Origin of the sequence: Desulfoplanes formicivorans (genome assembly GCF_001748225.1) — a bacterium.
In the GTDB taxonomy this organism is placed as follows: Bacteria; Desulfobacterota; Desulfovibrionia; order Desulfovibrionales; family Desulfomicrobiaceae; genus Desulfoplanes; species Desulfoplanes formicivorans.
In genome coordinates this window covers 38,127-60,389 of the sequence record NZ_BDFE01000004.1, presented here as the reverse complement: position 1 = coordinate 60,389, position 22,263 = coordinate 38,127, and the positions used below count along the sequence as shown (strand labels likewise).

The 22,263-nt window shown below is 56.9% G+C and carries 12 protein-coding genes and 1 pseudogene; 6 read left to right on the top strand and 7 right to left on the bottom strand.

Going from position 1 to position 22,263, the window contains the following annotated elements:
- Positions 1–248 precede the first annotated feature (248 nt).
- From DPF_RS00535 to DPF_RS00515, 5 genes are all read left to right on the top strand, one after another.
- Positions 249–1,514 (top strand): metallophosphoesterase family protein, encoded by a 1,266-nt coding sequence (locus tag DPF_RS00535; protein WP_069856870.1) that lies wholly within the window; start codon positions 249–251, stop codon positions 1,512–1,514.
- Positions 1,511–5,023, top strand: coding sequence for a YhaN family protein (locus DPF_RS00530; protein WP_069856868.1), 3,513 nt, complete (start codon positions 1,511–1,513; stop codon positions 5,021–5,023). Before DPF_RS00535 ends, DPF_RS00530 begins: the two co-directional genes overlap by 4 nt.
- A gap of 25 nt (positions 5,024–5,048) precedes the next feature.
- A complete protein-coding gene (locus DPF_RS00525; RefSeq protein WP_069856866.1) occupies positions 5,049–6,074 on the top strand; it encodes an XdhC family protein in 1,026 nt (341 codons plus the stop codon).
- Positions 6,071–7,213 (top strand): DVU_1551 family NTP transferase, encoded by a 1,143-nt coding sequence (locus DPF_RS00520; RefSeq protein ID WP_069856864.1) that lies wholly within the window; start codon positions 6,071–6,073, stop codon positions 7,211–7,213. The genes DPF_RS00525 and DPF_RS00520 overlap by 4 nt, the downstream gene beginning before the upstream one ends.
- Positions 7,214–7,361: 148 nt before the next feature.
- Positions 7,362–7,967: a histidine phosphatase family protein gene (locus DPF_RS00515; protein ID WP_069856862.1), complete on the top strand. Its 606-nt coding sequence runs from the start codon at positions 7,362–7,364 to the stop codon at positions 7,965–7,967.
- Between the two features lie 112 nt (positions 7,968–8,079).
- Here the strand turns inward: DPF_RS00515 and DPF_RS00510 are convergent, their stop codons facing one another.
- From DPF_RS00510 to DPF_RS00485, 6 genes are all read right to left on the bottom strand, one after another.
- The gene (locus DPF_RS00510; protein ID WP_069856860.1) at positions 8,080–8,838 is read right to left on the bottom strand and encodes an ABC transporter ATP-binding protein; all 759 of its coding nucleotides are present in this window, start codon (positions 8,836–8,838) and stop codon (positions 8,080–8,082) included.
- The gene (locus DPF_RS00505) at positions 8,838–9,905 is read right to left on the bottom strand and encodes a FecCD family ABC transporter permease (protein ID WP_069856858.1); all 1,068 of its coding nucleotides are present in this window, start codon (positions 9,903–9,905) and stop codon (positions 8,838–8,840) included. The genes DPF_RS00510 and DPF_RS00505 overlap by 1 nt, the downstream gene beginning before the upstream one ends.
- Before the next feature lie 116 nt (positions 9,906–10,021).
- Positions 10,022–11,128: an iron ABC transporter substrate-binding protein gene (locus DPF_RS00500; protein WP_069856856.1), complete on the bottom strand. Its 1,107-nt coding sequence runs from the start codon at positions 11,126–11,128 to the stop codon at positions 10,022–10,024.
- A 146-nt stretch (positions 11,129–11,274) separates the two neighbouring features.
- A complete protein-coding gene (gene arfB, locus DPF_RS00495; RefSeq protein WP_069856855.1) occupies positions 11,275–11,694 on the bottom strand; it encodes an alternative ribosome rescue aminoacyl-tRNA hydrolase ArfB in 420 nt (139 codons plus the stop codon).
- A gap of 105 nt (positions 11,695–11,799) precedes the next feature.
- Positions 11,800–15,465, bottom strand: coding sequence for a hybrid sensor histidine kinase/response regulator (locus tag DPF_RS00490; RefSeq protein ID WP_083254368.1), 3,666 nt, complete (start codon positions 15,463–15,465; stop codon positions 11,800–11,802).
- Positions 15,466–15,587: 122 nt separating this feature from the next.
- Entirely contained in the window at positions 15,588–18,191 is a 2,604-nt protein-coding gene (locus DPF_RS00485) for a PAS domain S-box protein (protein WP_069856853.1), read from the bottom strand.
- Positions 18,192–18,533: 342 nt separating this feature from the next.
- Here DPF_RS00485 and DPF_RS00480 point away from each other — a divergent pair.
- Positions 18,534–19,097: pseudogene (locus DPF_RS00480) on the top strand (DsbA family oxidoreductase); the annotation flags it as partial.
- A 93-nt stretch (positions 19,098–19,190) separates the two neighbouring features.
- Here the strand turns inward: DPF_RS00480 and DPF_RS00475 are convergent.
- The gene (locus DPF_RS00475) at positions 19,191–21,977 is read right to left on the bottom strand and encodes a molybdopterin-dependent oxidoreductase (RefSeq protein WP_069856851.1); all 2,787 of its coding nucleotides are present in this window, start codon (positions 21,975–21,977) and stop codon (positions 19,191–19,193) included.
- Between the last annotated feature and the right edge of the window lie 286 nt (positions 21,978–22,263).

Here is a 22,263-nt window from a genome sequence, read left to right as displayed (position 1 = left end):
GAAGAGAGGTTCTCCGAAAAGGCCGCCTTTTGTCAAACAGACCGTACACAATCAGATGAGCACTGACTTTCCGGAGCATTTTCGGGTCATGGTCGGGAGGTGCTCTTCATGAATGGTGCAGGGGATCATCCTGGCATGTCTTGCAAAAAAATCCTTTTGGGACCAAGTTGCACCGAGTGGCGATACGGCTGCCTGAAGGGAAAAGAACCCCCATGTCCTGAAAACAGTATGCAGGTGATGAGGTCATCATGTTGAAATTCATTCATGCCGCAGACATCCATCTGGACAGCCCTCTTCGAGGTCTGTCCAGATATGAGTCGGCTCCTGTTGCCTCCATTCGCAATGCCTGTCGAAGGGCATTGGAAAATCTGGTTGATCTGGCCATTGAGGAACAGGTTGCTTTCGTGCTTCTGGCCGGGGATCTGTATGATGGGGATTGGAAGGACTACAGCACGGGCATTTTTTTCAGCCGTCAGATGGGGCGTCTTGACCGGAAGGGTATCCGGGTCATTGGTGTGGCCGGCAATCATGATGCGGCCAATACCATGACCAGGGCCCTGGCCGCTCCGGCCAACATGACCCTGCTTGCTTCCCGCAAACCCCAAACGGTTGTGTTGGATGAGTGCAATGTGGCCATCCACGGCCAGAGTTTCAAGGACCGGCATGTTCAGGACAATCTGGTGCGCGACTATCCCGCTGCCCGGCCCGGCATGTTCAACATCGGCCTTGTGCATACCAGCCTGGATGGGCGTGAAGGGCATGGCGTGTATGCGCCCTGTTCCCTGGATGACCTGCGGGCCAGGGGGTACCAATACTGGGCACTGGGACACGTGCACAAGCGGGAAATAGTGAGCAATGATCCCTGGGTGGTGTTTTCCGGATGCATTCAGGGACGGCATATACGGGAAACCGGCGACAAGGGGTGCATGCTGGTCACGGTGGAAGATACAACCGTTATCGGGGTTGAACCTGTTGCCCTGGACGTCTTTCGCTGGGCGGTATGCCCTGTTGATTTAAACGAGGCCCATGATGCAAACGAGATAAGCCAGCGCATTCGTACGGCCCTTCAGGAAGAACAGCGCCATGCCCAAGGACGACCCCTGGCCGTGCGGGTTTGCTTGCAGGGCGCTACCCGGATGGCCGAGGAACTGGCCGCGCGATCCCATACGTGGCTGCAGCGGATCCGGATGCTCGGGGCGGAGATCGGAGACGGCGATATCTGGGTGGAGCGGATGCAACTGGCAACTTCTGAGCAACCCGATCGGGAGACCCGCCGGGACGAAGATTCCGGTTTCGCGCATATGCTCAATGAAATCGAAGCCACGCCCTGTGATTTTGAAGCCATTCCCGGGGTGGCTGCTGTTGTAGACGAATTGGTGCAGAAACTTCCCGTGGAGGCTGTTGACCCTGATTCGGGATGTGATGTTCATGATCCCGAAACCGTGCACCGGCTGGTGGATGAGGCCAAGCAGCTCCTTGTGGGACGATTGATGAACATGGGAGGAAAAGGATGAGGATCGATCGGCTGGACCTGATCGCCTTTGGCAGATTCTCGGATACCTCCCTGGATCTCTCCGGGGGCGAGCAGGGACTCCATCTTATCTACGGGGACAACGAGGCGGGAAAAAGCACCTCTCTTCGGGCCCTGGTTGCCTGGTTGTTTGGTATCCCTGCCCGCACCAGGGATAATTTTAACCATTCCAACGCCCAATTGCGTATCGGGGGCCGGCTTCGGTTGACCAATGGCCGGATTCTGGAATTCGTGCGCAGGAAGGGCAACAAGGGAACCATGCTCGATCCCGCAAGTGGTGAGGCCCTGGATGAGGGCCTTCTTGCCTCTTTTTTGCCCCAGGGCATTGATGAGACCCTGTTCAAGAACCTGTATGGCATTGATCATGATCGGCTCGTTGCCGGAGGTCGGGAACTTTTGGATCAGTCGGGGGATGTGGGCCAGGCGCTTTTCAGTGCTGCTGCAGGCACGGCAGGACTCAAAAAGGTGGTTGCCGACCTGCGGGCCGAAGCTGAAGACCTGTTCAAGCCCAGGGCTTCGACCAAGGTGATCAACCAGGCCCTGATCCGCTACAAGGAGGCTCGAAAGCAGCTCAGGGAGGCCACGTTTCCTGTGGCCGAGTGGAAACGGCTGCATGCGCAATGGGATGAAACCCTTGGGCAGATCCGGGAGGTTGAAGAGGTTATCCGCGGTTTGAGCGAGGAAAAGAGCCGACTGGAACGTCTTCTCCGGGTCAAGGGGGCCCTGGCCGAACGTCGAACCGTTATGCAACGTCTTCAAGAGCTCAGGGATGTTCCCCTGTTGCCGGAACATTTTGAAGAAGACTGCGCCCTGGCCAGAAAAGATCTGAGCACCGGAGAAAAGGATCGCAACAAGGCCCTGGCCAAACTGGATCAGCTTGAACAGGAGGTCAGGTCGTTTCATGTCCGGCAGGATCTGCTGGATCATGAAGCCGAGATTGTCCGCCTGTTCAAGGCCATGGGTGCCGTGGAAAAAATTCATGAAGACCGACCTGGTCTGGCCGCCCAGCAACGGCTTTTGCGCAATGAGGCCAGAGCGCATCTCAAGAGCGTTCGTCCAGATATGTCCCTGGATGCTGCTGATCAGGAGTTGCGCCCCCTTGTGGGGAACAAGAAATGGGTGGCGACCCTGGCCAGCAAGCACGAGGCGCTGGTCCAGAAAGAGGAGAGCGCCAGGAATCTTGTGCAGGAAATTGTTGATGAACGGGACGCCCTTTCCAGGGAACTGGCAGATATTCCAACGGTCCACCTGGATGTGCGGGAAGTAAAGGCTGTTATTGCCGCTGCCAGCAAGGCCGGGGATCTTGAACCGCGTCTGGACGATACGGAGCAGCGGGTACACGAAGCACAGCAGGCATTGGAAACCCTTTTTGCCTCGCTGGGTCGGTTTGCCGGAACCATGGACGAATTGGCAGCTGTTCCTCTGCCTGTCAGTGAAACCCTTGATATGTATGAAAAGAGGTTTGAAGACCTGCACGAGACCCGCAAAGACGTGCAGACCCGGCTTGGGGATGCCCAAAAAGAACTCAGGGGTGTGGAACAGGAACTGGGGGCCCTGCTGCTGCAGGACCATGTTCCGACCATGGAGGATCTGAATACAGCACGGGCTGTCAGGGACCAGGGCTGGGATCTGGTCAAGGGCCTGTACATTGAACGCCGCCAGGATATGGCCCAGGCCGTCAGCGCATTCGCGTCCTCGGGTGATCTTCCCCAAACCTATGAAACGTATGTTTTGCAGGCGGACACGGTTGCCGATGCCCTGCGTGCCGGTTCGGATCTGGTTGCCAAGCGGGCGAATCTGGAAATGAGAAAAAAGGAGCTGACGACTCGCATTGACGATCTGAGCGGAGAAAAGAATCTCCTTCAGGAGGCCGAGACACAACTGGCAGCTGCCTGGCAAGGGCTCTGGCACCCCCTTGGCATTGAGGCGGGCACGCCCCGCGAGATGAAGCAATGGCTCCTTAGAGTGGAAAAAATGATCGCCGACATGAAATCGGCACGTGTCGTGTCCCTGGAGGCCCAACGGCTCAAGGAGGAACTGAAGCGGCACAAGGAAGCGGTCTCCCGGCAGATGCTCCTGCTTGATCCGAGTTGTTCCCCCCGGGATATGGGGCTGGCCGCCATGATCGCCTGGTGTGAACAGCGGATTCAGGGTGTGGAAACGGATATGGCCCGGAGAAAGCAAGTGGAAGCGTCCCTGGACAAGATAGATCGCCGCATGTCCCGGGCCCGGGAAGCTCTGAAGGCTGTGGAGGCGGAGCAGGCCCGGTGGCAGGAAGAATGGACCCAGGCTGTTCAGGGGTTGGGCGTGACCCCTGATGTCCATCCTCAGGTCGCCCTGAACACCCTTGATCGGCTGGAATCTTTTTTCAAGGCGTTTGACGAATCTAAGACCCTTGGCAGGCGGCTCTTTGGCATGGACCAGGTGGAACAGGAATTCGAAGACAGTGTGCGCGCTCTGGCCCAACGTGCCGGATGGGATATAAGCGGTCAGAAGGCAACAACCTTTGTTGCCCAGCTCAGCAAGGACGTGGCCCAGGCGCGTGATGCCCGGGGTGCTCTCAAAAAAATCACCAACCAGCAGCAGGAGCTCCGCCAAGAGCTTCAAGATGCCGAGATCAGCATACGCGCTGCCCAAAAGAAATTGGCAGAGCTCCGAGAGCGTGCCAACGTCAGCCGGGATGAGGACCTGGAACAGGTTGGCGAGATCTCCCGCAAGCGGAACCTTGTTGCACGCCTCGAGCATCTGGAACAGGAATTGGCCCGCAACGGGGATGGGCTGAGCATTGAGGCTTTGGAAGCCGAGTATGCACAGGCCCGGGTGGATGCCTTGGACGCGGAGTTGGATAAAATATGTCTGACCCTTGAGGAGTATCAGCAAAAGCGGGATGAGCTGCGTGATGCGCGCCAGGCCCTGCATACAAAAATGCATGCCAATGACGGCAGCTCCTTTGCGGCCGGGGCCATGCAGGATGCCCAGGAACAATTGGCCGTGATCACTTCCGGAGTCGAGGAATACCTGCGGCTTCGGATTGCCGAGCGTATGCTTGAGCAGCAGATCGAGGCCTATCGCAAGGAAAATCAAGGACCCCTTTTGGGACGGGCTGGTGAACTTTTTGCCCGCTTGACCCTGGGATCCTACGCAGGCCTTCGTGATGAACTGGACAGTTCGGGCGCGCCGGTGCTTTTGGGCATCCGTCCCAACGACGACGAGGTGCCGATCGACGGGATGAGCGAGGGAACCAGGGATCAGCTTTACCTGGCCCTGCGTCTGGCCACGTTGGAGAAACATTTCGGCAAGGGCGAACCCATGCCCTTTGTGGTGGACGACATTCTTGTGGGGTTTGACGACAGTCGCACACAGGTCGGCCTTGAAGTTCTTGCGGATCTGGCAGCTCAAACCCAGGTTCTGCTGTTTACCCACCACAGTCGGGTGCTGGAATTGTCCCGGAAGATCGACGTGCCTGCCGGGCTGTTTGTGCACCGTTTGTAAGGACGGGCTGCACCAGGGAGATGATATGCAGCATTTTTTTCAACAGATTGAGGAACGCTTGGCCAAGGGCGAGCCGGTTGGTCTTGCGATCATTGTGCACCAGAAAGGCTCGACCCCCAGGGATGCCGGGACCATGATGGCCGTGTTTGCCGACGGGGCGATTGCGGGAACCATTGGCGGCGGATTTGCCGAGGCCGAGGTCATGGAAGCTGCCCGGGAGCTTATGAAACAGGGAACATTGCGACGTGTGAGTCGGCATTTTGCCATGACCGATCCCCGGTCGGCCAGCAGCATGGGCATGGTGTGCGGGGGCCAGGTGGAGATTCTCGTGAACCTGCTCAAACCAGGGGATCGCGCTCTTTTTTCCCGGGTTGTGGAACATATTGATCATGAAAAATCCTGTTTTCTGGCTTTTCCCCTTGGGGAGGAGGAATACCATCAAGATCAGGTGGTTCTTGTGGATGCCGAGCACGGGTTGGTGGACATGGACAGGACAATGCTTCAGAGCCGGGCCGGGACGTTTCCCCGTCCCATGACCTTTTCCGAACATGGCAGAACATGGTTTGTCTGTCCGGTCATGGGCCCTCCCAAGGTGTATTTTTTCGGGGCCGGGCATGTGAGTCGGGCCACAGTGGAAATTGCCGCCCTGGCCGGTTTCGCGCCCATTGTGGTGGATGATCGCACTTCTTTGGCTACGGCCGAGTTCTTCCCGCGGGCCACATCCATCCATTGTCCTTCGTCCTTTTACGACTGCGTGTCGTCCTTTTCCCTGACCCGCAGGGATCTGGTGGTCATTGCCTCGCGGGTTCCCCAGCTGGACAAGGTGTTGCTGGAACAGGTCCTGGCCACCTCGGCCGGGTTCGTGGGAATGCTTGGCAGTGTCAGAAAGCGGGAGGCCATTTTTGCCGATCTTCTGGACAAGGGTCTGACTCAAAAGGATTTGGACCGGGTGCACTGCCCCCTGGGCGTGTCCATTGGAGCCAGGACACCCCAGGAAATAGGGGTGAGTATCGTGGCCCAACTCATTCAGGCACGACGGGCCGGATTATGAAGGATCTGGGTGCAATTATTCTGGCCGCCGGAGAATCTTCCCGCATGGGCCGATGCAAGGCCCTGCTTCCCCTGGGGGGGCGAACCGTGCTGGAACATGAGGTCGCCTTGTTCCGGGAGGTCGGGATCGAACGCATCTGCGTGGTCACGGGATTTCACGGAGAATGCATCCGCCCTTTGCTGGATGGCCTCGGAGTGGTCGAGGCCTGCAATCCTCATCCTGAAGAGGGCATGTTTGCCTCTGTCTGCACGGGGATCAGGGCCCTGGCCAAAGAATGCGCGGGCATGTTTCTTCTGCCCGTGGATATCCCCCTTGTCCGGTCGTGTACCTTGCGGCTTGCAGCGCAGACATGGCGGGAGAATGATACGTCTGTTGTCATACCCTATTGCGGAAAACAAAGCGGGCACCCCCCTCTTGTTCCTTCCTCATGGGCAGCGGACATCCTTGGCTGGACAGGAGACAAAGGCCTGCACGGATTGTTTCGATCGGTTGCCCATGGGATCATTCCGGTCCAGGTGCCGGATGAGCACATGCTCATGGATATGAATACTCCCGATGCCTATGAGCGTATCCTTGCGGCATGGCAGAGGTTTGGTGTTCCCTCCCGCAAGGAATGTCTGGTTGTGATGGAGGATGTGCACCCCATTCCCGAGCATATCAGGGCCCATTCCATTATGGTGGCAGCATTGGCCCGGGCCATGGGCGAGCATTTGAACCAACATGGCGGAGCCTTTGATCCGGACCTTTTGGAGGCGGCTGGCCTGCTCCACGATATCGCGCGCCTTGAACGGCATCATGGACCACGGGGAGCCGAGATCCTTGATGCCATGGGGTTAAGCCAAGTGGCACGTGTGATAGCTCCTCACTCGGATATGCATGTCCCGGATGGCGCACCCATCACCCATCAGGAGATCATTTTTTTGGCCGACAAGTATTTCAAGGGAGACCGGCCCGTATCGCTTGCCGTCAGATACGGTGCCAAAATGGAGCAGTACGGGATCAATGCCAAAGCCCGAGCCCATGTCAAAGAGCGCTTGGATCATGCTCTGCATGCCGAAGCCCGTTTTCAGGAGCGTACAGGAATCGTGCTGGAGGCATTGGCCAACCAGGTGAGTGGAAACAGCCTGTGTCCGGAGTGATGAGCATGGTCTTGCAGAATACAACATGGATCAATGGCTTGTGCATATCTGCCTTGTGCGGGTTTGAGCGCAGGGGTGTGTCCGGTTTTGCACCTTCTTCCCATGCGAGTCTCCGGTTGATCAGCATGTGCTCCTGGAGGACGGCCTGATGAACATTTATCTGTTACGCCATGGAGATTGCACAACCGACGGAGTGAAGCGCTATGTGGGGCAGATCGACTATCCCCTGAGCGAGCTGGGTATCCAGCAGGCCCGGGCCTGGCGGGGATTTTTTGCGGCTCATGTCCCAGACCGTGTTGTCTGCAGCGATCTGACACGTACCATACAGACCGCGGAAAATGCTGTTGGTTCTGTTGGTGTGCGCATTGAACGTGAGCCGGGCTTTCGGGAAATATCCCTGGGAGCATGGGAGGGCGTGAGCAGGCAGGAGGTCAGGACAAGGTTTCCCGGGGCCTATGCCCAGCGCGGCAAGGACCTTGCGGGATTCAGGCCCCCGGAAGGGGAGAGTTTTCTTGATCTGCAAAAAAGGGTGGTTGCAGCATTCAAGGCCCTGTGCAGCAACCTTGACCCGGACGCAGTTGTTCTCGTGGTCACCCATGCCGGGGTGATCAGGGTTTTGCTCTGTCATATCCTGGGCATTCGATTGGGGCAGATGTTTTCCCTTGGAGTTGATTATGCTAGGATGACCCATCTGGAGGCGGGCAGGAAGGGATGGGTGGTCAGGTGGATGAATGTCCCGGCCCCTTCCGTCTGAATTCGTGATGTCATCAGACCGATTGGAAAGAGTTTACAAGCCGCGACCCGCATGCATTATTGCATGCGGGTCGTATTTTTTGAATCGCTGTGGTTTCCGGGAAAAAACGGGGTCAGCAGGCCAGGGGAACCACCGTGGGATAGCCGTTGATGGAATGGATCTCCACGGGCAAACCGTACACGCTTTCGATCATTTCCGGGGAAATCTGGTCCACCCGGCCTATGTCGTAGATTCTGCCGTCTTTCAGAAAAAGGTAGGTGCTGGCGAATCTGAGGGCGGTGTTCAAATCATGCATGGTCATGACGCCGGCCATGCCGTGTTCCACAACAATGTGGTGGATCATGGACAGGATTTCCATCTGGTTCTTGAGATCCAGGGAACTGGTGGGCTCGTCCAGCAAAAGGATGTCCGGTTCCTGGACCAGGGCCCGGGCAATGGCCACCTTCTGGAGTTCGCCCCCGCTCATCTGGTCGATGGGGCGCAGAGCCATGTGTTCCATGTTCAGGCGTTTGAGGGCCGCATCCACCATGTTCAGGTCCTTTTGTCCCACACGCCAGTGGATGTAGGGTTTGCGCCCCATGAGTACGGCGTCGAATACGGTCATGCAAGAGCTTTCACATTGCTGGGCAACGTAGCCGATGGTTTTGGCAATGTCGTGACTTCTTAGTTGCAGCACGTCGGTTCCCTTGACCAGGACCGATCCTTTGGACGGGGAGAGGATGGCGTCGATGCACTTGAGCAGGGTGGTCTTGCCCACGCCGTTGGGACCGAGAATGGCCAGAAGCTCTCCCGGGTTCAGGGTAAAGGAGATGTCATCAAGAACCGGATGGGAGTTATAGGTGAAGGAAACGCCGCATACGTCCAGGATCATTATTTGTACCCTCGAAGAATGAGATACATGAACAGGGGTGCTCCCATGAACGCGGTGAGCACTGAAACGGGAAGGACATGCGGGGCCAGCATGAGGCGGGCCGCCGTGTCCGAGACAAGGAGTAAGAGCGCCCCCAGAAACAGGGTGGCCGGAAGCAGGAAGCGGTGATCCCCGCCCAGGATGCGGCGAGCCATGTGGGGAACAACCAGGCCCACAAAGCCGATGATTCCCAGATAGGCAATGATCACCGAGGTGACCAGGGATGCCATGAGCATGCCCGTGACCCGGAGTCTGTCCACCCGGACGCCCAGCCCCCGTGCGGTTTCATCACCAGCGTCAATGGCGTTGTAGTTCCATCCGTTGGCCAAAAAATACACGGAAGCCACTCCGGTCACACCCGCAAGCAGAGCGATTTCGTTCCAGGATGCCCTGGCCGTGTCTCCAAAGGTCCAGAAGACCATGGCTGCAAGCTGCACGTCATCGGCAAAGAACTGCAGAAACATGGTTCCGGCAGTGAACAACGCTCCCAGGGCAACCCCTGTAAGGATCATGGTTTCCGGGGTTGCTCCCCTGAGTCTGGAAACAGCAATGATCATGGCCGTGGCCGCCAGGCTGCACACAAAGGCGGCCGTGGTGGTCAGATAGGGATTGGTGATGTTGATGGACCCCACTTGGGAACTGCCCATGACGCCTGATCCCAAGAGCATGACGGAAAAGGCGGCTCCAAAGGCCGCTGCATGGGAGATGCCCAGAGTGAACGGGGAGCCCAGAGGGTTGCGCAAAATGGATTGCATGACCGCGCCGGATATGGCCAGTCCTCCTCCGGCGATGATGGCTGACAGGGCCTGGGGCAGACGTATCTCCCAGACAATGATCTGGATTCGTCGGGAAACATCCAGGGACAAAAGGCTTTTGGCTACATCACCCATGGGCACATGGGCCGCTCCCAGGGAAATGGCCGTGAGCAGGGCACCTGCCAAAAGCAGACCGGTTGCCGAGATGAGAAGAACCTTGCGCCCGATATACCGGGAGTATTCTGCAGGAATATGGCCGTCTTCAAGATGCATGGACAGTTGGGGGTTGCAGGTTGGCAGGGGGCAGATGGGACAACATCCTTGCGCTGGTTCCTGGTGTGTGCACGGGGAAAATACCTGGTCTTTTCATGGTCCGGGGATAGGGGATCTTAGCGTATTTGGGTGAAAACCAGGTTGTCAAAGGCCTGGTTCATGGTGTCAAATACCGGACTGCCCACCAGAAAGGTATAGATGGCGTCGGCCTTGACCTTGGGGTCGATGTCCCTGAACCCATCGGGGAACAGGGTTTTGCCGATGAACCAGGCATTGGCCAGGATGGAGCCGTAATTCTGGGAATACAGGTTATACGGGAGTACCCCATAAACCTTGCCCTGGAGGACTGCGGTCAGGGCCCGGTAGGCGGGATCGGTTCTGAGTTCATACAGTCCTCCCCCCTGTTTGCCAAAGAGCAGGGTACTTAGATCCAGAAAAAGCACATCCGGATCCCATTCAAGAATTTTCTCCTTGGCCACGTCCGAATGCCGCAATCCCTTGCCAGTCAGTCCCCGGGTATAGGCCACGTTTCTGAGGCCGACAAAACGAAAGGGGGGATAATCGGGTTCTGTTGACTGGAACCCGTGGGGCCCTCTTGAGGCCACGCCGCCGATGTACACCTTCAATGGGTGTTCGCCACGGGCGTCCCTGCTGCGCAACCCGATTTCCCGGATATTTTTTTCGAAAAAATCAATGACCTCCTGGGCCCGGTCTTTTTTGCCAATGACCTCTCCCATGATGCGCAGGGAATGGTACAGATTCTGGCGATAGTCTCCCAGATCGCCCACTTCAAGTACGACCACCGGGATGCCTGTTTTTCGGGCCAGTTCATCCGGATCGGTGCCCCTGGAGGCAAAGGTCTTGAAAATGACATCGGGCTGGGGAGAAAGGTTCAGGATATGCTCGGGATTGTCGTGTCCCCTGAATTCGCCAAAAGTGGGGAGCAGTTTGAAGTGGGGATGGGCCAGAGCATAGGGCCTGGCCTCGAATTGGCTTCGGCGGGTTTCCATGTCATCCACTCCCGTGACCATGGATTGGGCCTGAAGATAGGTCAAAAGGCGCAGACACCCGGAACCCGAGCAGATGACATGCCTGACATCTGCAGGAATGGTGCGCGTGGCTCCGGTCACATCGACTATGGATCTTGTGGGTGCGGCAAGAACCGTGAAGGGAACCAGGACAGAGAGATACAGAGCAAGAAGCAGGAAAGGGGCGCGACCCATGTGATCTCCTCGGATATGGCCTGACGCAGCAATGCAGTTGCAATGATGTCACGCAATGAAAATTCGTAATACGCATGCTGCCTATACAAAAGAATGTGGTGCGTCAAGGGGAGAGGAAAAGATGAAAGGTGTGGGTTTGGGCAGGATTATTCCGTATCGTTGACCTTCCGGCGCAGGGTTTTGATTTGGCCGCGTTTGATCTTGCTGGCAACGCGTCGTTTGCGGGCAGCCTTGCTGGGTTGGGTGGGCCTGCGTTTTTTGGGAACCACGGTCACGGAGCGGATGAGTTGGCAAAGCCGTTTGAGGGCCTCCTCCCGGTTCTTTTCCTGGGTCCGATGGTTCTGGGCCTTGATGAGGATGACCCCGTCCCGGGTGATTCTGTTGTCCCGCAAGGCCATGAGGCGCTCTTTGTACACCTGGGGCAGGGATGATGCCTGGATATCAAAACGCAGGTGCACGGCCGAGGAAACCTTGTTGACGTTCTGTCCTCCGGCCCCTTGGGCACGGATGGGAATGAGCTCGATCTCGTTGTCCGGGAGAATGACGGTATTGGATATGCGAAGCATGATGGGATAGGCCGGGATAAAATGAGGCAGGCACCGGAACCGGGTGCTGCGTTTGTGCCCTTGAGGGCATCTTCCAATGATGCGGTGTATCTGCCTTTCATGCCCTTATCCCAGCACCGTGTCCAGCGTGTTGCCGAGTTCCTCCAGGGTGTAGGGCTTGATGGCCACTCCCTTGAATCCATAGTCCTGGAACCTGGCAATGATCGGATCATCGGCATATCCGCTGGAGACAATGCCCCTGACGTTGGAATCAATCCGCAAGAGCTGCTGGATCGTCTTGGCACCACCCATGCCTCCGGGAATGGTCAGGTCAAGGATGACTGCATCAAAGGGTGAACCCGCTTCCATGGCGTCCTTGTAGGCGGTCACGGCCTGGTCGCCGTCAACGGTGCTTTCGACTTCGTAATCCAGGGCCTCAAGCAGCGCGGTGAGAACATCCCGGATCATGGGCTCGTCGTCCATGATCAGTATGCGTCGTGGGGTTGGGGAATGCGTGGGGCGTGGTGCCTCCGTGACAGCCCGGGTGGATGGGGCATGAACCTGGTCTTGGGGCGCGTCCAGGGCCGGAAGATAGATGGTGAACCGCGCGCCCTGTCCCTTCCGGGATTCGGCCGTGATGATGCCGTCGTGTTTGGAGATAATGGAATAGACCGTGGCCAGGCCCAGGCCCGATCTGGTCTGATGGGTGGTGAAATAGGGATCAAACACCTTGCCCACATGTTCGGGAGCGATACCTGGACCCGTATCCTCGAACACCAGGGTGACATAGGGGCCGGACTGCAGTCCTGCTACTTCATGCTCTGCGACCTGTTGGTTGGCTATGGTCACGTACAGGGTACCTTCATCCCCCATGGCCTGCCTGGCATTGTCGGTCAGGTTGGTAAAGACCTGTTCCAGCTGCCCCCTGTCTCCCTCTATGTCCCTGAGATTGTCCGGGATGTCGAAAACGGCTTTCACACCGCTTCCGGAAAGGTCGAAGCCAACGATTTCCCGGACCAGGGAGGCCACTGCAAGACGCTCCTTGACCGGGCTGCCCCCCTTGGAAAAGGTGAGCAGCTTGTTGGTGATCTTGGTTGCCCGGTCAATGGATTGTCCGGCGTGGTCCAAGAAGGTGCGCGCGGGATGGTCGGGTGCGAAATGGCTCGATGCCAGTTCAATGTTTCCGTAAATGGCCATGAGAATGTTGTTGAAATCATGGGCCAGCCCGCCAGCCAGTTTGCCCAGGCTTTCGAGCTTATCCATTTTTTGCAGTTCCCTGCGCATGCGGTATTCTTGGGTGACATCCCGAAAGACCAGAACCGCTCCGGTGATCTGTCCGTCAAGATTGCGGATGGGAGCGGCAGAATCTGCAATATGACGTTCCCTGCCATCTTTGGCAATGAGCAGGGTATGATTGGCCAGTCCGACAATGGTGCCCTGGCTCATGGCCCTGGCTGCCGGGTTTTCGCATTCCTTGCGGTCCATGGCGCTGATAATGGGAAAAACCTTCCGAAGGGGAAGACCCCTGGCCTCGTCCTGCGTCCATCCCGTCAGGGCCTCGGCCACCGGGTTCATGGTCATCACCCGGGTCTGATGGTCCGTGGTCACAACGGCGTCGCCAATGGATTGCAGGGTTGTCTTGAGGTGTTCCTGGCTCTGACGCAGGGCGTCCACAGCCTGTTTCCTGTCGGTGATGTCCAGGGCCGTGAACGTGACCCCCTTGGCATGGTCGTCCATATCCAGGGGCGTCGAGCTCAAAAGGACGTGGAGGATGGAGCCGTCTTTATGCAGAAAACGGGTCTCGACGGTTCCTGTGCCTGTTTTTCGGATCAAGGCGTATTTTTCCTGGCCAACACGATGGAATTCTTCCCGGGAAGGATAGATCATGGAGGAAGGTTTCCCCAGGAGTTCCTCTTCCGTGTATCCGAGCATTTCACAAAAACGTTGATTGACACGGGTGAAAATCCTGTTTTGGACCAGCCCGATACCCACGGGAGACGATCGGAAAATGCTCTGGATCTCGGCCTTGCTGTCCATGAGACGTGATTCCGTCTGCTTGCGTTGCCTGAGGTCGATATCAATGCAGTACAGCTCGGAGTCCTGTCCCGTGCGAACGACCATGGTGTGGCTTGTCAGGACGGTGATGGTCTCGCCGTGGTTGTTTGTGAATGTCCGTTCCTGAGGTGGAGGCATGTGATGGTTCTGGGTTCCCGCGGCCATGATGTCTGAGATCTGTTCGTGCATGGATGCGGGGATGACTGTGTGGAATTTGCGGCCAATGGCCTCGTCCCGCGTATATCCGTAGATCATTTCACTGGCCTTGTTCCAGTAACGGATGGTTCCATCGGCTCCATATCCCTGAACCGCTACCTCGGGTACGCTGTCGAGGAGCTGGCTGAATCGTTGCTCGCTCTCGCGCAGAGCTATTTCGGCCAGGCGCCGTTCGGCCTCTTCTTCCAGGCTGTGCAGGGCAAAGGCAATGTCCGCTGCAATCTCCTTGAAAAGATATTGTTCCTGCACGTCCAGCGCGCGGTCCAGGGGAAGGGACGCCACCAGCGCTCCATAGGTCGTGCCCCTGTACGTTATGGGATGGGCAAGGCAGCCCAGAGGTGTGTCTATGGGCGTCTGGTTGTTCCGGAAGGGGCAATCGGTGCATGTGTCCACATGGTGTTGCGCCACAAGAAGATTCTGGGAGGTTATGGCGTTGCGACCATGAGTACACAGTACGGGTGGGCGCTGGTGCATTGGGGCCCCTGCAAGGCCGTAATCCATGTATTCACCCTGGGCATCCAGTCGAAAGATGCATACCGAGAGGTAGCCTTCCACCTGGACAAGCTGGTCGCAAATGGCATTGATCAGATCGTGGGGATCCTTGACCCGGTCAATAATCCTGTTGACTTTGTGCAGGCCGTCCAGAACATGGTTGAGATGCATGACGCGTTTTTGGAGCCGTTCCCGGTTGCGGAGCATTGGGGTCACGGCAATGGCGCCGCACAGGGCGAAAAAGATGAATGCGATGCGTATGAAGAGATGGGGACCCGGATCGAACAGGGCCACCTGCCAGAATGTGGCATGATCCGTATTCCCGAACTTGAGATGGAGCATGGAGTCCACGGCCCAGACTGTCAATCCGATGAAGATGGAGCTGGCATATAGGGTGGATATGTCGTTCTGGACTGTCTTGTCCGTAAGTCCCAGAGCCTGGCGTACCCTGGTGAGATGGAGCACGGTATGGGCGAGGAGAAGAAGCATGTACCCGGCGATCGTGTGATCAAAGGCCGCTCCGAGCATTGTGCCAGGAGACACTTCGTTGGACGCGAGGGTTGGTGCCCACGGCGGGGGATTGAGGGAGACCAGCCAGGTGAACAGGGTGAGAAAGCCCGCTTCGCTGATTATGCGGAAGGGAATTTCAATGATGAAAACGGATTGATACCATGGATAGTGGCCGTTGCCCCTGCTTCTCATGGTAGTCCACCAGCCATGCCAACCGATCCAGAGGAAAAAGATTGGCACCGTATATAACAGGCCCCAGCCGTCTGCATGCCAGATCCACCACATGGACTGGCACCCGCCGGCCAGGGCACTGAGCAGGCCGTACCGCCATCCCCAGGCCAGGGCAATGACCAGGGGGAAGAAAAGGCCCATGAAAATACTTATGGAGAACGTTGTCGTCTGGGGAAGTTGGAAGTCGAGAAAACTGACGGCAAATCCGGTCAGTCCGAAGGCAACAGCAAGAACCATGCGCAAGAAGACAAGGCGAGAAGCTTGCGAGAGCGGGGGTAATGAGGGCATGGGTGCTCCGAAAGGGCAAGGGTGGTCGTTTTATGAATCTGACAACCGTACCTCGGACGGTTGTGATCATTCGTGTTTACACGGTGCTGCAGGCAGACAGCGCCGATGCACATTCTGGTCAATCATGCGGCGATAACCTTGCTCAAAACAGAATGAAGGGTTTTCAAAGTGTACGGTTTCGATATCACGGCCTTGAACCCGTACTGTTTGGCCTGGGACATGGTCGAATCGGCAACGAATCCGCTGGAAACAATGGCCCGGGCTTCGGGATCCATGTCCAGAAGATGCGAGATGGCTTCCTTGCCACCCATTCCTCCAGGAATGGTCAGATCCATGATTACCGCGTCGTAGGGGGTGCGCGCTTCCATGGCCTGCCTGTACAGGTACAGCGCTTTCTGTCCATCTGATGCTGTGTCTACGTCATATCCCAGGGTTGAGAGCATCTCTTTCATGACTCCGCGAATCAGTTCTTCGTCATCCATGATCAGGATGCGTCCCTGGCCCGTTGGGGTGATGTCCTGGAGTGATGGTGGATGAGCCTGTTCGGCCGCATTTCTTGTGGAGGCGGGCAAATGGATGGTGAAGGCCGTGCCCTTGTCCGGTTCGGTCTCAACCGCAATATGCCCCTTGTGTTTGGAAATGATGGCATACACGGTGGCCAGGCCCAGGCCGCTTCCTGTCTGCTTGGTGCTGAAGTAGGGATCGAAAATCCTTGAAAGGTGTCTGGAAGGAATACCGGTCCCTTCATCTTTGACCGTGATGCGGATGTATTTTCCCGGGGCGAGTGAGGGAATCTCGTCGGCAGCAAGGACACGGTTTTCCAGCCTGAAGTACAGATTGCCTCCGTCAGGCATGGCCTGTTTGGCATTGATGGTCAGGTTGGAGAAGACCTGCTGGATCTGGCCTTTGTCCACAGAGGCGTCCCAGAGATCCGGATCTATGGTGAACATGGGCTTGACCGGGCTTCCCGAAAGGTCGAACCGGGCCACATCCTTGAGCAGGTCTGCCAATCCCGTGGTTTCCTTGATGGGTTCTCCTCCTTTGGAAAATGTCAAAAGCTGCTTGCTCAGGTGGACCGCCCTGTCCAATGAGCGTTCCGCCTTGTGCAGGAAGTCGCGGGATGGATGGGCCGAAGGGAGGCTGTGTTTGGCCAGTTCGATGTTTCCGAAGATGCCCATGAGAATGTTGTTGAAGTCATGGGCAATACCACCTGCCAGGGTGCCCACGCTTTCCAGCTTCTGCATTTTCATGGATTCTTCCAGCCGGAGTTTTTCGGTGTGCCGGAGTTTTTCCTGCATGGCATTGCGTTGGGATATGTCCTGGCAAAAAAACAGATAGCTGTCGTTTTCAAGGGTGACGCCTTCCATGCTGACAGGGATTTTGGTCCCCTTTTTGTGGAGAAAGACATATTCGTCACTCAGCCTGGAGTGGTGCATCAGGGTGTTGAGCCCTTCCCGACACCGCTGTTTGTGGTCGGGATCGAGAATATCCGGAACAGCCATGTGCAGGAATTCGTCCTGGGAGTACCCCAGCAGGCTGCAAGCGGTTGGATTGACATCCACGAACCGGCCTGTTGCGTCGGTAACCAGGATGGCCAGTGGCGATGAAGATACATAGGTACGGTATCTGCGTTCACTTTGAGTCAGTTCCTGAGTCCGTTGTTTCACCTGGGATTCAAGATTTTCGCTGATGAGTTTGAGGGAGTGTTCGCGTTGGTCGACCTCGTTGTGGTAATACTCAATGATGGCCAGCATTTTCCGTACAAAGTAGAAGGAGCCGACTACGGCCACAACCATGATCAGACCGATCAGGGCAAGGCTGATCTGCCATTCTCTGCTGGAAATGGGGGCAAACATCAGGGCAAGAAGGGTCACTCCCGTCATGAAGAAGAAGACCGATCCGGCCAGGGTTTTCCAAAAGGACGCTTGCAGAGGTTTGGGCTCGAAAAGGGCATGTTCCTGGAGGTGCTGCCTTGCCTTGATCTCCTGGAAGATGCAGTGGGTTCTGATGAACTCACCGTTTGTGTCTCTAGCGATACGACCGTCAAAGCTGACCCGGATGATTGAGCCGTCCTTTTTGCGCATTTCGAACTGTACACAGCAGAGCTGGCCGGATTGCTTGAAATGCTGGAATCGCTGGGGAAAAAGCTTTGCCTCTCCTGAGGGCAGAAAATCGCTGAATGGACGATCAAGCACTTCCTTTTCGTGCTCGTAGCCCAGGGTGGTGAGCCAGGCTCTGTTCACCTGGACGAGACAACCGTTGGCGTTGAGGCTCTGGTAGGGTAGCGGTGTCGTCTCGAGCATCTCCCGATAATCTTCATTGGCGTTTTCGGGAGAAGATTGGAGTTTACCGACTTTCAGAATGGATCTGATGCGCAGGACAAAATCTTCCTGATCAAGGGGAAAGGGGATGTATCCATCGGCCCCGGCAGCCAGAAGTTGGGCATGCTCCAGGGGGGAACCCTCGCGAGGGGCGAACATGACCACGGCAATGGGGTCCATATCCGTAGCGGTTCTGATCTTCTGACAGAGCTGGTCCCCATTCATGTCCGGAAGCCTATAGGGGGTCAGGATCATGTCGGCAGCCATCGCGCGCATTTTGGCCATGGCTTCGGTGCCATTTTTTACGACACTGACGGCATATCCCGCGTTTTGCAGGATGGATGTCGTATCTGAAGGGATTTGGTAGTCTATATCGATAAGGATGATATGTGGGGATGTGCCCATGGAGGATTCCTTGTTGCGCCAGGAGTAAACCTATCGGTTTCAGGCGCATGGGAGATGGTCCGCACGAACCATTCGTCATGAAGTGTTCGATATTGCCATTGAAAGGACAAAAAATCAACGGAAAGTCAGAGAGTTGGCGTTGGTGCAGCGATCAACCATTCGTTTTTATTAGCAACGGCTGTTTTTCATGGTCGCAATCTGCCGGAGAAACAACAGCAGGTGTGAGCATATTCCATGTGGCAGACCATTTGGCAAACCATCAAACCTGTCATGGACGTTTGTATGAAACATGTACCCCACCGTCTGGAAGTGTTTTCCGATTTTACCTGACCATGGTGCTATTTCAGTACCGGGTGTATTGAACAACTGCATGATATATATGGCATTGAAATCGTCTGGCGGGCCCTTCCACTGCATGAGGAGATCCCTGAAGAGGGTATGACTCTTCAGGAATTTATGGGTGATCCCCACGCCGATGTCCCCGCCATGCTGGCCTCATTGAGGACCCTCGCCAAGGAAAGGGGGCTGGAGTTCGAGCCTGTTGATATGATCTGCAACACCAGGTGGGCCCATGAACTCAGGGCCTGGGCAGGGGAACGGTACGGCCTGGGCACGCCATTTGGGAAGCGTGTCTTTGCGGCCTATTTTGTGGAAGGCAGAAATCTGGGACGCACCAGAGTGCTTCTGGACCTGGTCCGGGAGCTGGGTCTTCCCCGGAAAGAGGCGCAAGAGGTGCTTGAGGCCCGCACCTTTCAACACCTTGTGGATCAGGATCTGGCCAGGGCCAGTACATTGGGGATCATGGCCGCCCCCACTTTTGTGGCCCACGGCCAACGGCTGGTTGGTGCGCATCCCCTTGAAGTGCTGCGTGATTTTGTCCAGGGCACGGTACGGGGCAAGGGGTGATTGCGGGAAGATGGTTGCATTGGGCCCCGGATCCACAAGCGGCCCGTAAGCGGGCCGCTTGTGGGGTGCATGTGCAGGAGTATCCCCGGGGCTTCATGCCTTGATCACTTTGGCTTTGATGTATTTGAGCAAGGGGGTGCCGCCCGTGGGTTCGGTGACATTGGGAGGCATGAGCGCTCCGGGCACGTTGACTCCGCCAAAATCCGGAAACGCGGCATCGCCCTCAAGGCCCCGCACATGGCCGTAGCCTCCTGCCGCCCCCAAAACTCCCGGTTTCATGTCCGGCGTGGGTTCAACCCTGATGTTGATCTTTCCCCAGGGCGAGGCAATGGTGACGGTTTCGCCGGGTGCAATGCCCAGGCGCAGGGCATCCTCGTTGTTCATGATCAGGGTGTTGGTTTTCCTGAGCTTCATCAATTGGTAGTTGTTGAAGGTGGAGCAATGTTCATGCTGCAGAATCCTGAAATTGCCGAAGATAAAGGGAAACTCCGTGTCCGGGGCAAACCGGGGGTCGATTTCCTTGTGATCGGGCAGGGCATCCACTCCCTTTTCAAGGCTCACCGGATTAAGGAAATTGTACTTGCCGGTGCGGCTTGTTCCTGAACTGCCGTATCCCTTGGGGGGATTGATGGATCCCCACTCCTTGTATTTGTAATAGGAGGCCGGGTTGGTGATGAGAAAGCCCTGCTTTTTGAGATCCTGAAAATCCCAGGGGAGGTCGCGCATCTGGTTTGCAAAGGCCTCGTCCATGGTTTTCCAGGGCACGGCGTCCTTGACCCCCATGCGCTCGGCCAGCCCCTGAACAATGCGGTACATGGGACGACTGTCGTACATGGGTTTGACCACCTGGGCAAAATAACTCAGGAACGCCTCGTACAGCCAGTCGGATTTGATCTGACTCTGCTCCAGCCAGGTGGCATCGGGCAAGACCACGTCGCTTTCAAGGGCGGTATTGCACATGAAAGCATCAATGGTCACGCAGAAGTCAAGTCCCCTGATCCCGCGGGTCACGGATTCGGTATTCCCCCACGTGAGAACGGGATCGGCCCAGTAGGAGACAAGCCCCTTGATGCGGCCGTCAGCCACGTGTTCTTCGAATTTGGCCGGGGACCAGCCCGACCAGAGCTGAAAATGGTCCATCTTGGGTGAGGGCCGTTTTTCCGGTTTGACCTGTCCGTCCCTCCAAGCTGAGCCCAGCTTGCGTTTCCAGGGCAGACACGGGCCGCCAGGCGCGTCAAAGGTTCCGCACAATCCGTTCAATGCCTGAATGGCGGCGGTTGCCCAGTGTCCGTTGGGTGTCTGGGCCAGTCCCGACCAGGACATGACGCCCTTGGCCGTGGCCCCTGCAAATTCCCGGGCAATGGTCTGCAGGGTTTTGGCCGGAACCTCGCAGATGGCCTCGGCCCACTGTGGTGTCCTGGCCACCCCGTCTTCCCTGCCCAGAATGCGGTCCCGAAAGGCGTTGAAACCCGTTGTCCAGTTCCGGACAAAATCCTTGTCGTACAGATCTTCGGTGATGATCACATAGGCCATGGCCATGGCGGCTGCACCGTCGGTTCCCGGCTTGATGGGAATCCAGGTGGTTGCCTTGGCGGCTGTTTCCGACTTGCGGGGATCAAAAACAACCAGTTTGGCGCCCCGTTTGAGGGCTGCCTTGAGTTGGGCGGTCTTGCGCTGGCCATAGGAGGTGGCCAGTTCATTGTTGCCAAAGAGAATGATGTAATCGGACTGCTGGTAATTGATCCATGGGCGCTTGTCGTTCAGGTTGTGTTCGTTGGCCATGCGGTTGGAGTTGTCGCACATGGTCCGGTGTGTTCCCTTGGGGCAGCCCAGGTGATCGAAAAAGGTCTCGTGCACGAATCCGGCAAAATCATTGCCCCGGAAATAGGCCAGCTTGCCTTGGGGAATGGTTGCCAGCCTGGCCGCGACCAGGTCCAGGGCCTCGTCCCAGCTGGCCTTGCGAAAACGGTTGTTTTCCCTGATCAGCGGGGCCTTGAGACGATAGGCGCTGTTGACGTGTTTGGTGGCGGCCCCTCCCTTGGGGCAGAGCCTCCCATCTCCCTTGGGATCACCCTTGAGCCCGGCCACCTTGATCAGAACCCCGTCCCTGACCTTGGCGGTCATGCCGCACAGGGCCCCGCAGGTATAGCAGTGGGTGGGGATGTCCTGATCGGGCAGGGGGGCTTGGGCTCCGGGGAGCAGCAGGGGGCCTGGTCCGAGAAGATCTGCCCCGGCCAGTCCTTGAGCCAGGGTCGCAAGGATGGGTTCAATGCCGGCCTCGGTGTTGAGTCGGGCACCCTTTTCAAGGAACCAGCGACAGATTTCGGCCCATACGCGGTAGAAGGGAGACTGGGCGTTAGTGGCCAATTGGTCGCAAAACGCGGGCACCCATTTCATGATGTTTGAGGAGAGAAAATGGTCGTAGGATTCCAGCTCTTCCCGTTCGAGCAGGATCGCGCATATCTCGAACGTCACACTGACATGTTCGTCCAGATCCCTGAACTCCGGATCAACATGCAGCTCAAGGGTTCGCAGGGTTTGGCGCATCTGAAACAGGGGTTCCTGCTGAACCACGGGAATGTTGGAAACATGTACGGATGCATAGGGAAAAACCGGGGAAGGTCCGGCGTTGAGGAACAGATCGGCGTATTCGTAACGCAGTTCCCTGAGGAGGTCCTGGGGGGAAGCGGTGTCCAGAAATGCTGTCAATTGCTGTAACCAGGAGGCAAGAGGAGGCTGGGTGGACATTGCAGAAGCGATTGTGTCCGCAATACCTCCCGGAGCAAAGGATGTAACGTGTTCCAGGCAAGGTTCATCCCGGAACAGGGTTGCCAGAAACCGGTAGATGGTGGCCCGATGGTTGAGTGCCGTGACGTTCATGGATGCTCCTCCCGTGAATGGTAAGGGGTACGGAAAACCCGGGTTGTTTTTCCGCGTGCGGGTTGAGGACGGCAGGTCGTTTGCGGGGTGCCCTTGGGGTGCCTGGAGGTTGCCGATTCTCCTGAAGTCACAACACAGGGGGGCGAAGGGGAGGTCCGTGTCCTTGGAATTCCTCAACCAATACGTGGTTTCTCTTCCAAGGTAATCATTGGGATGAAAAAGTCTGTATTCGTGAAAAAACAGGCGCCAGAGAACAGCAGAAAGCGTTATTCTCCGGGACTGTCTC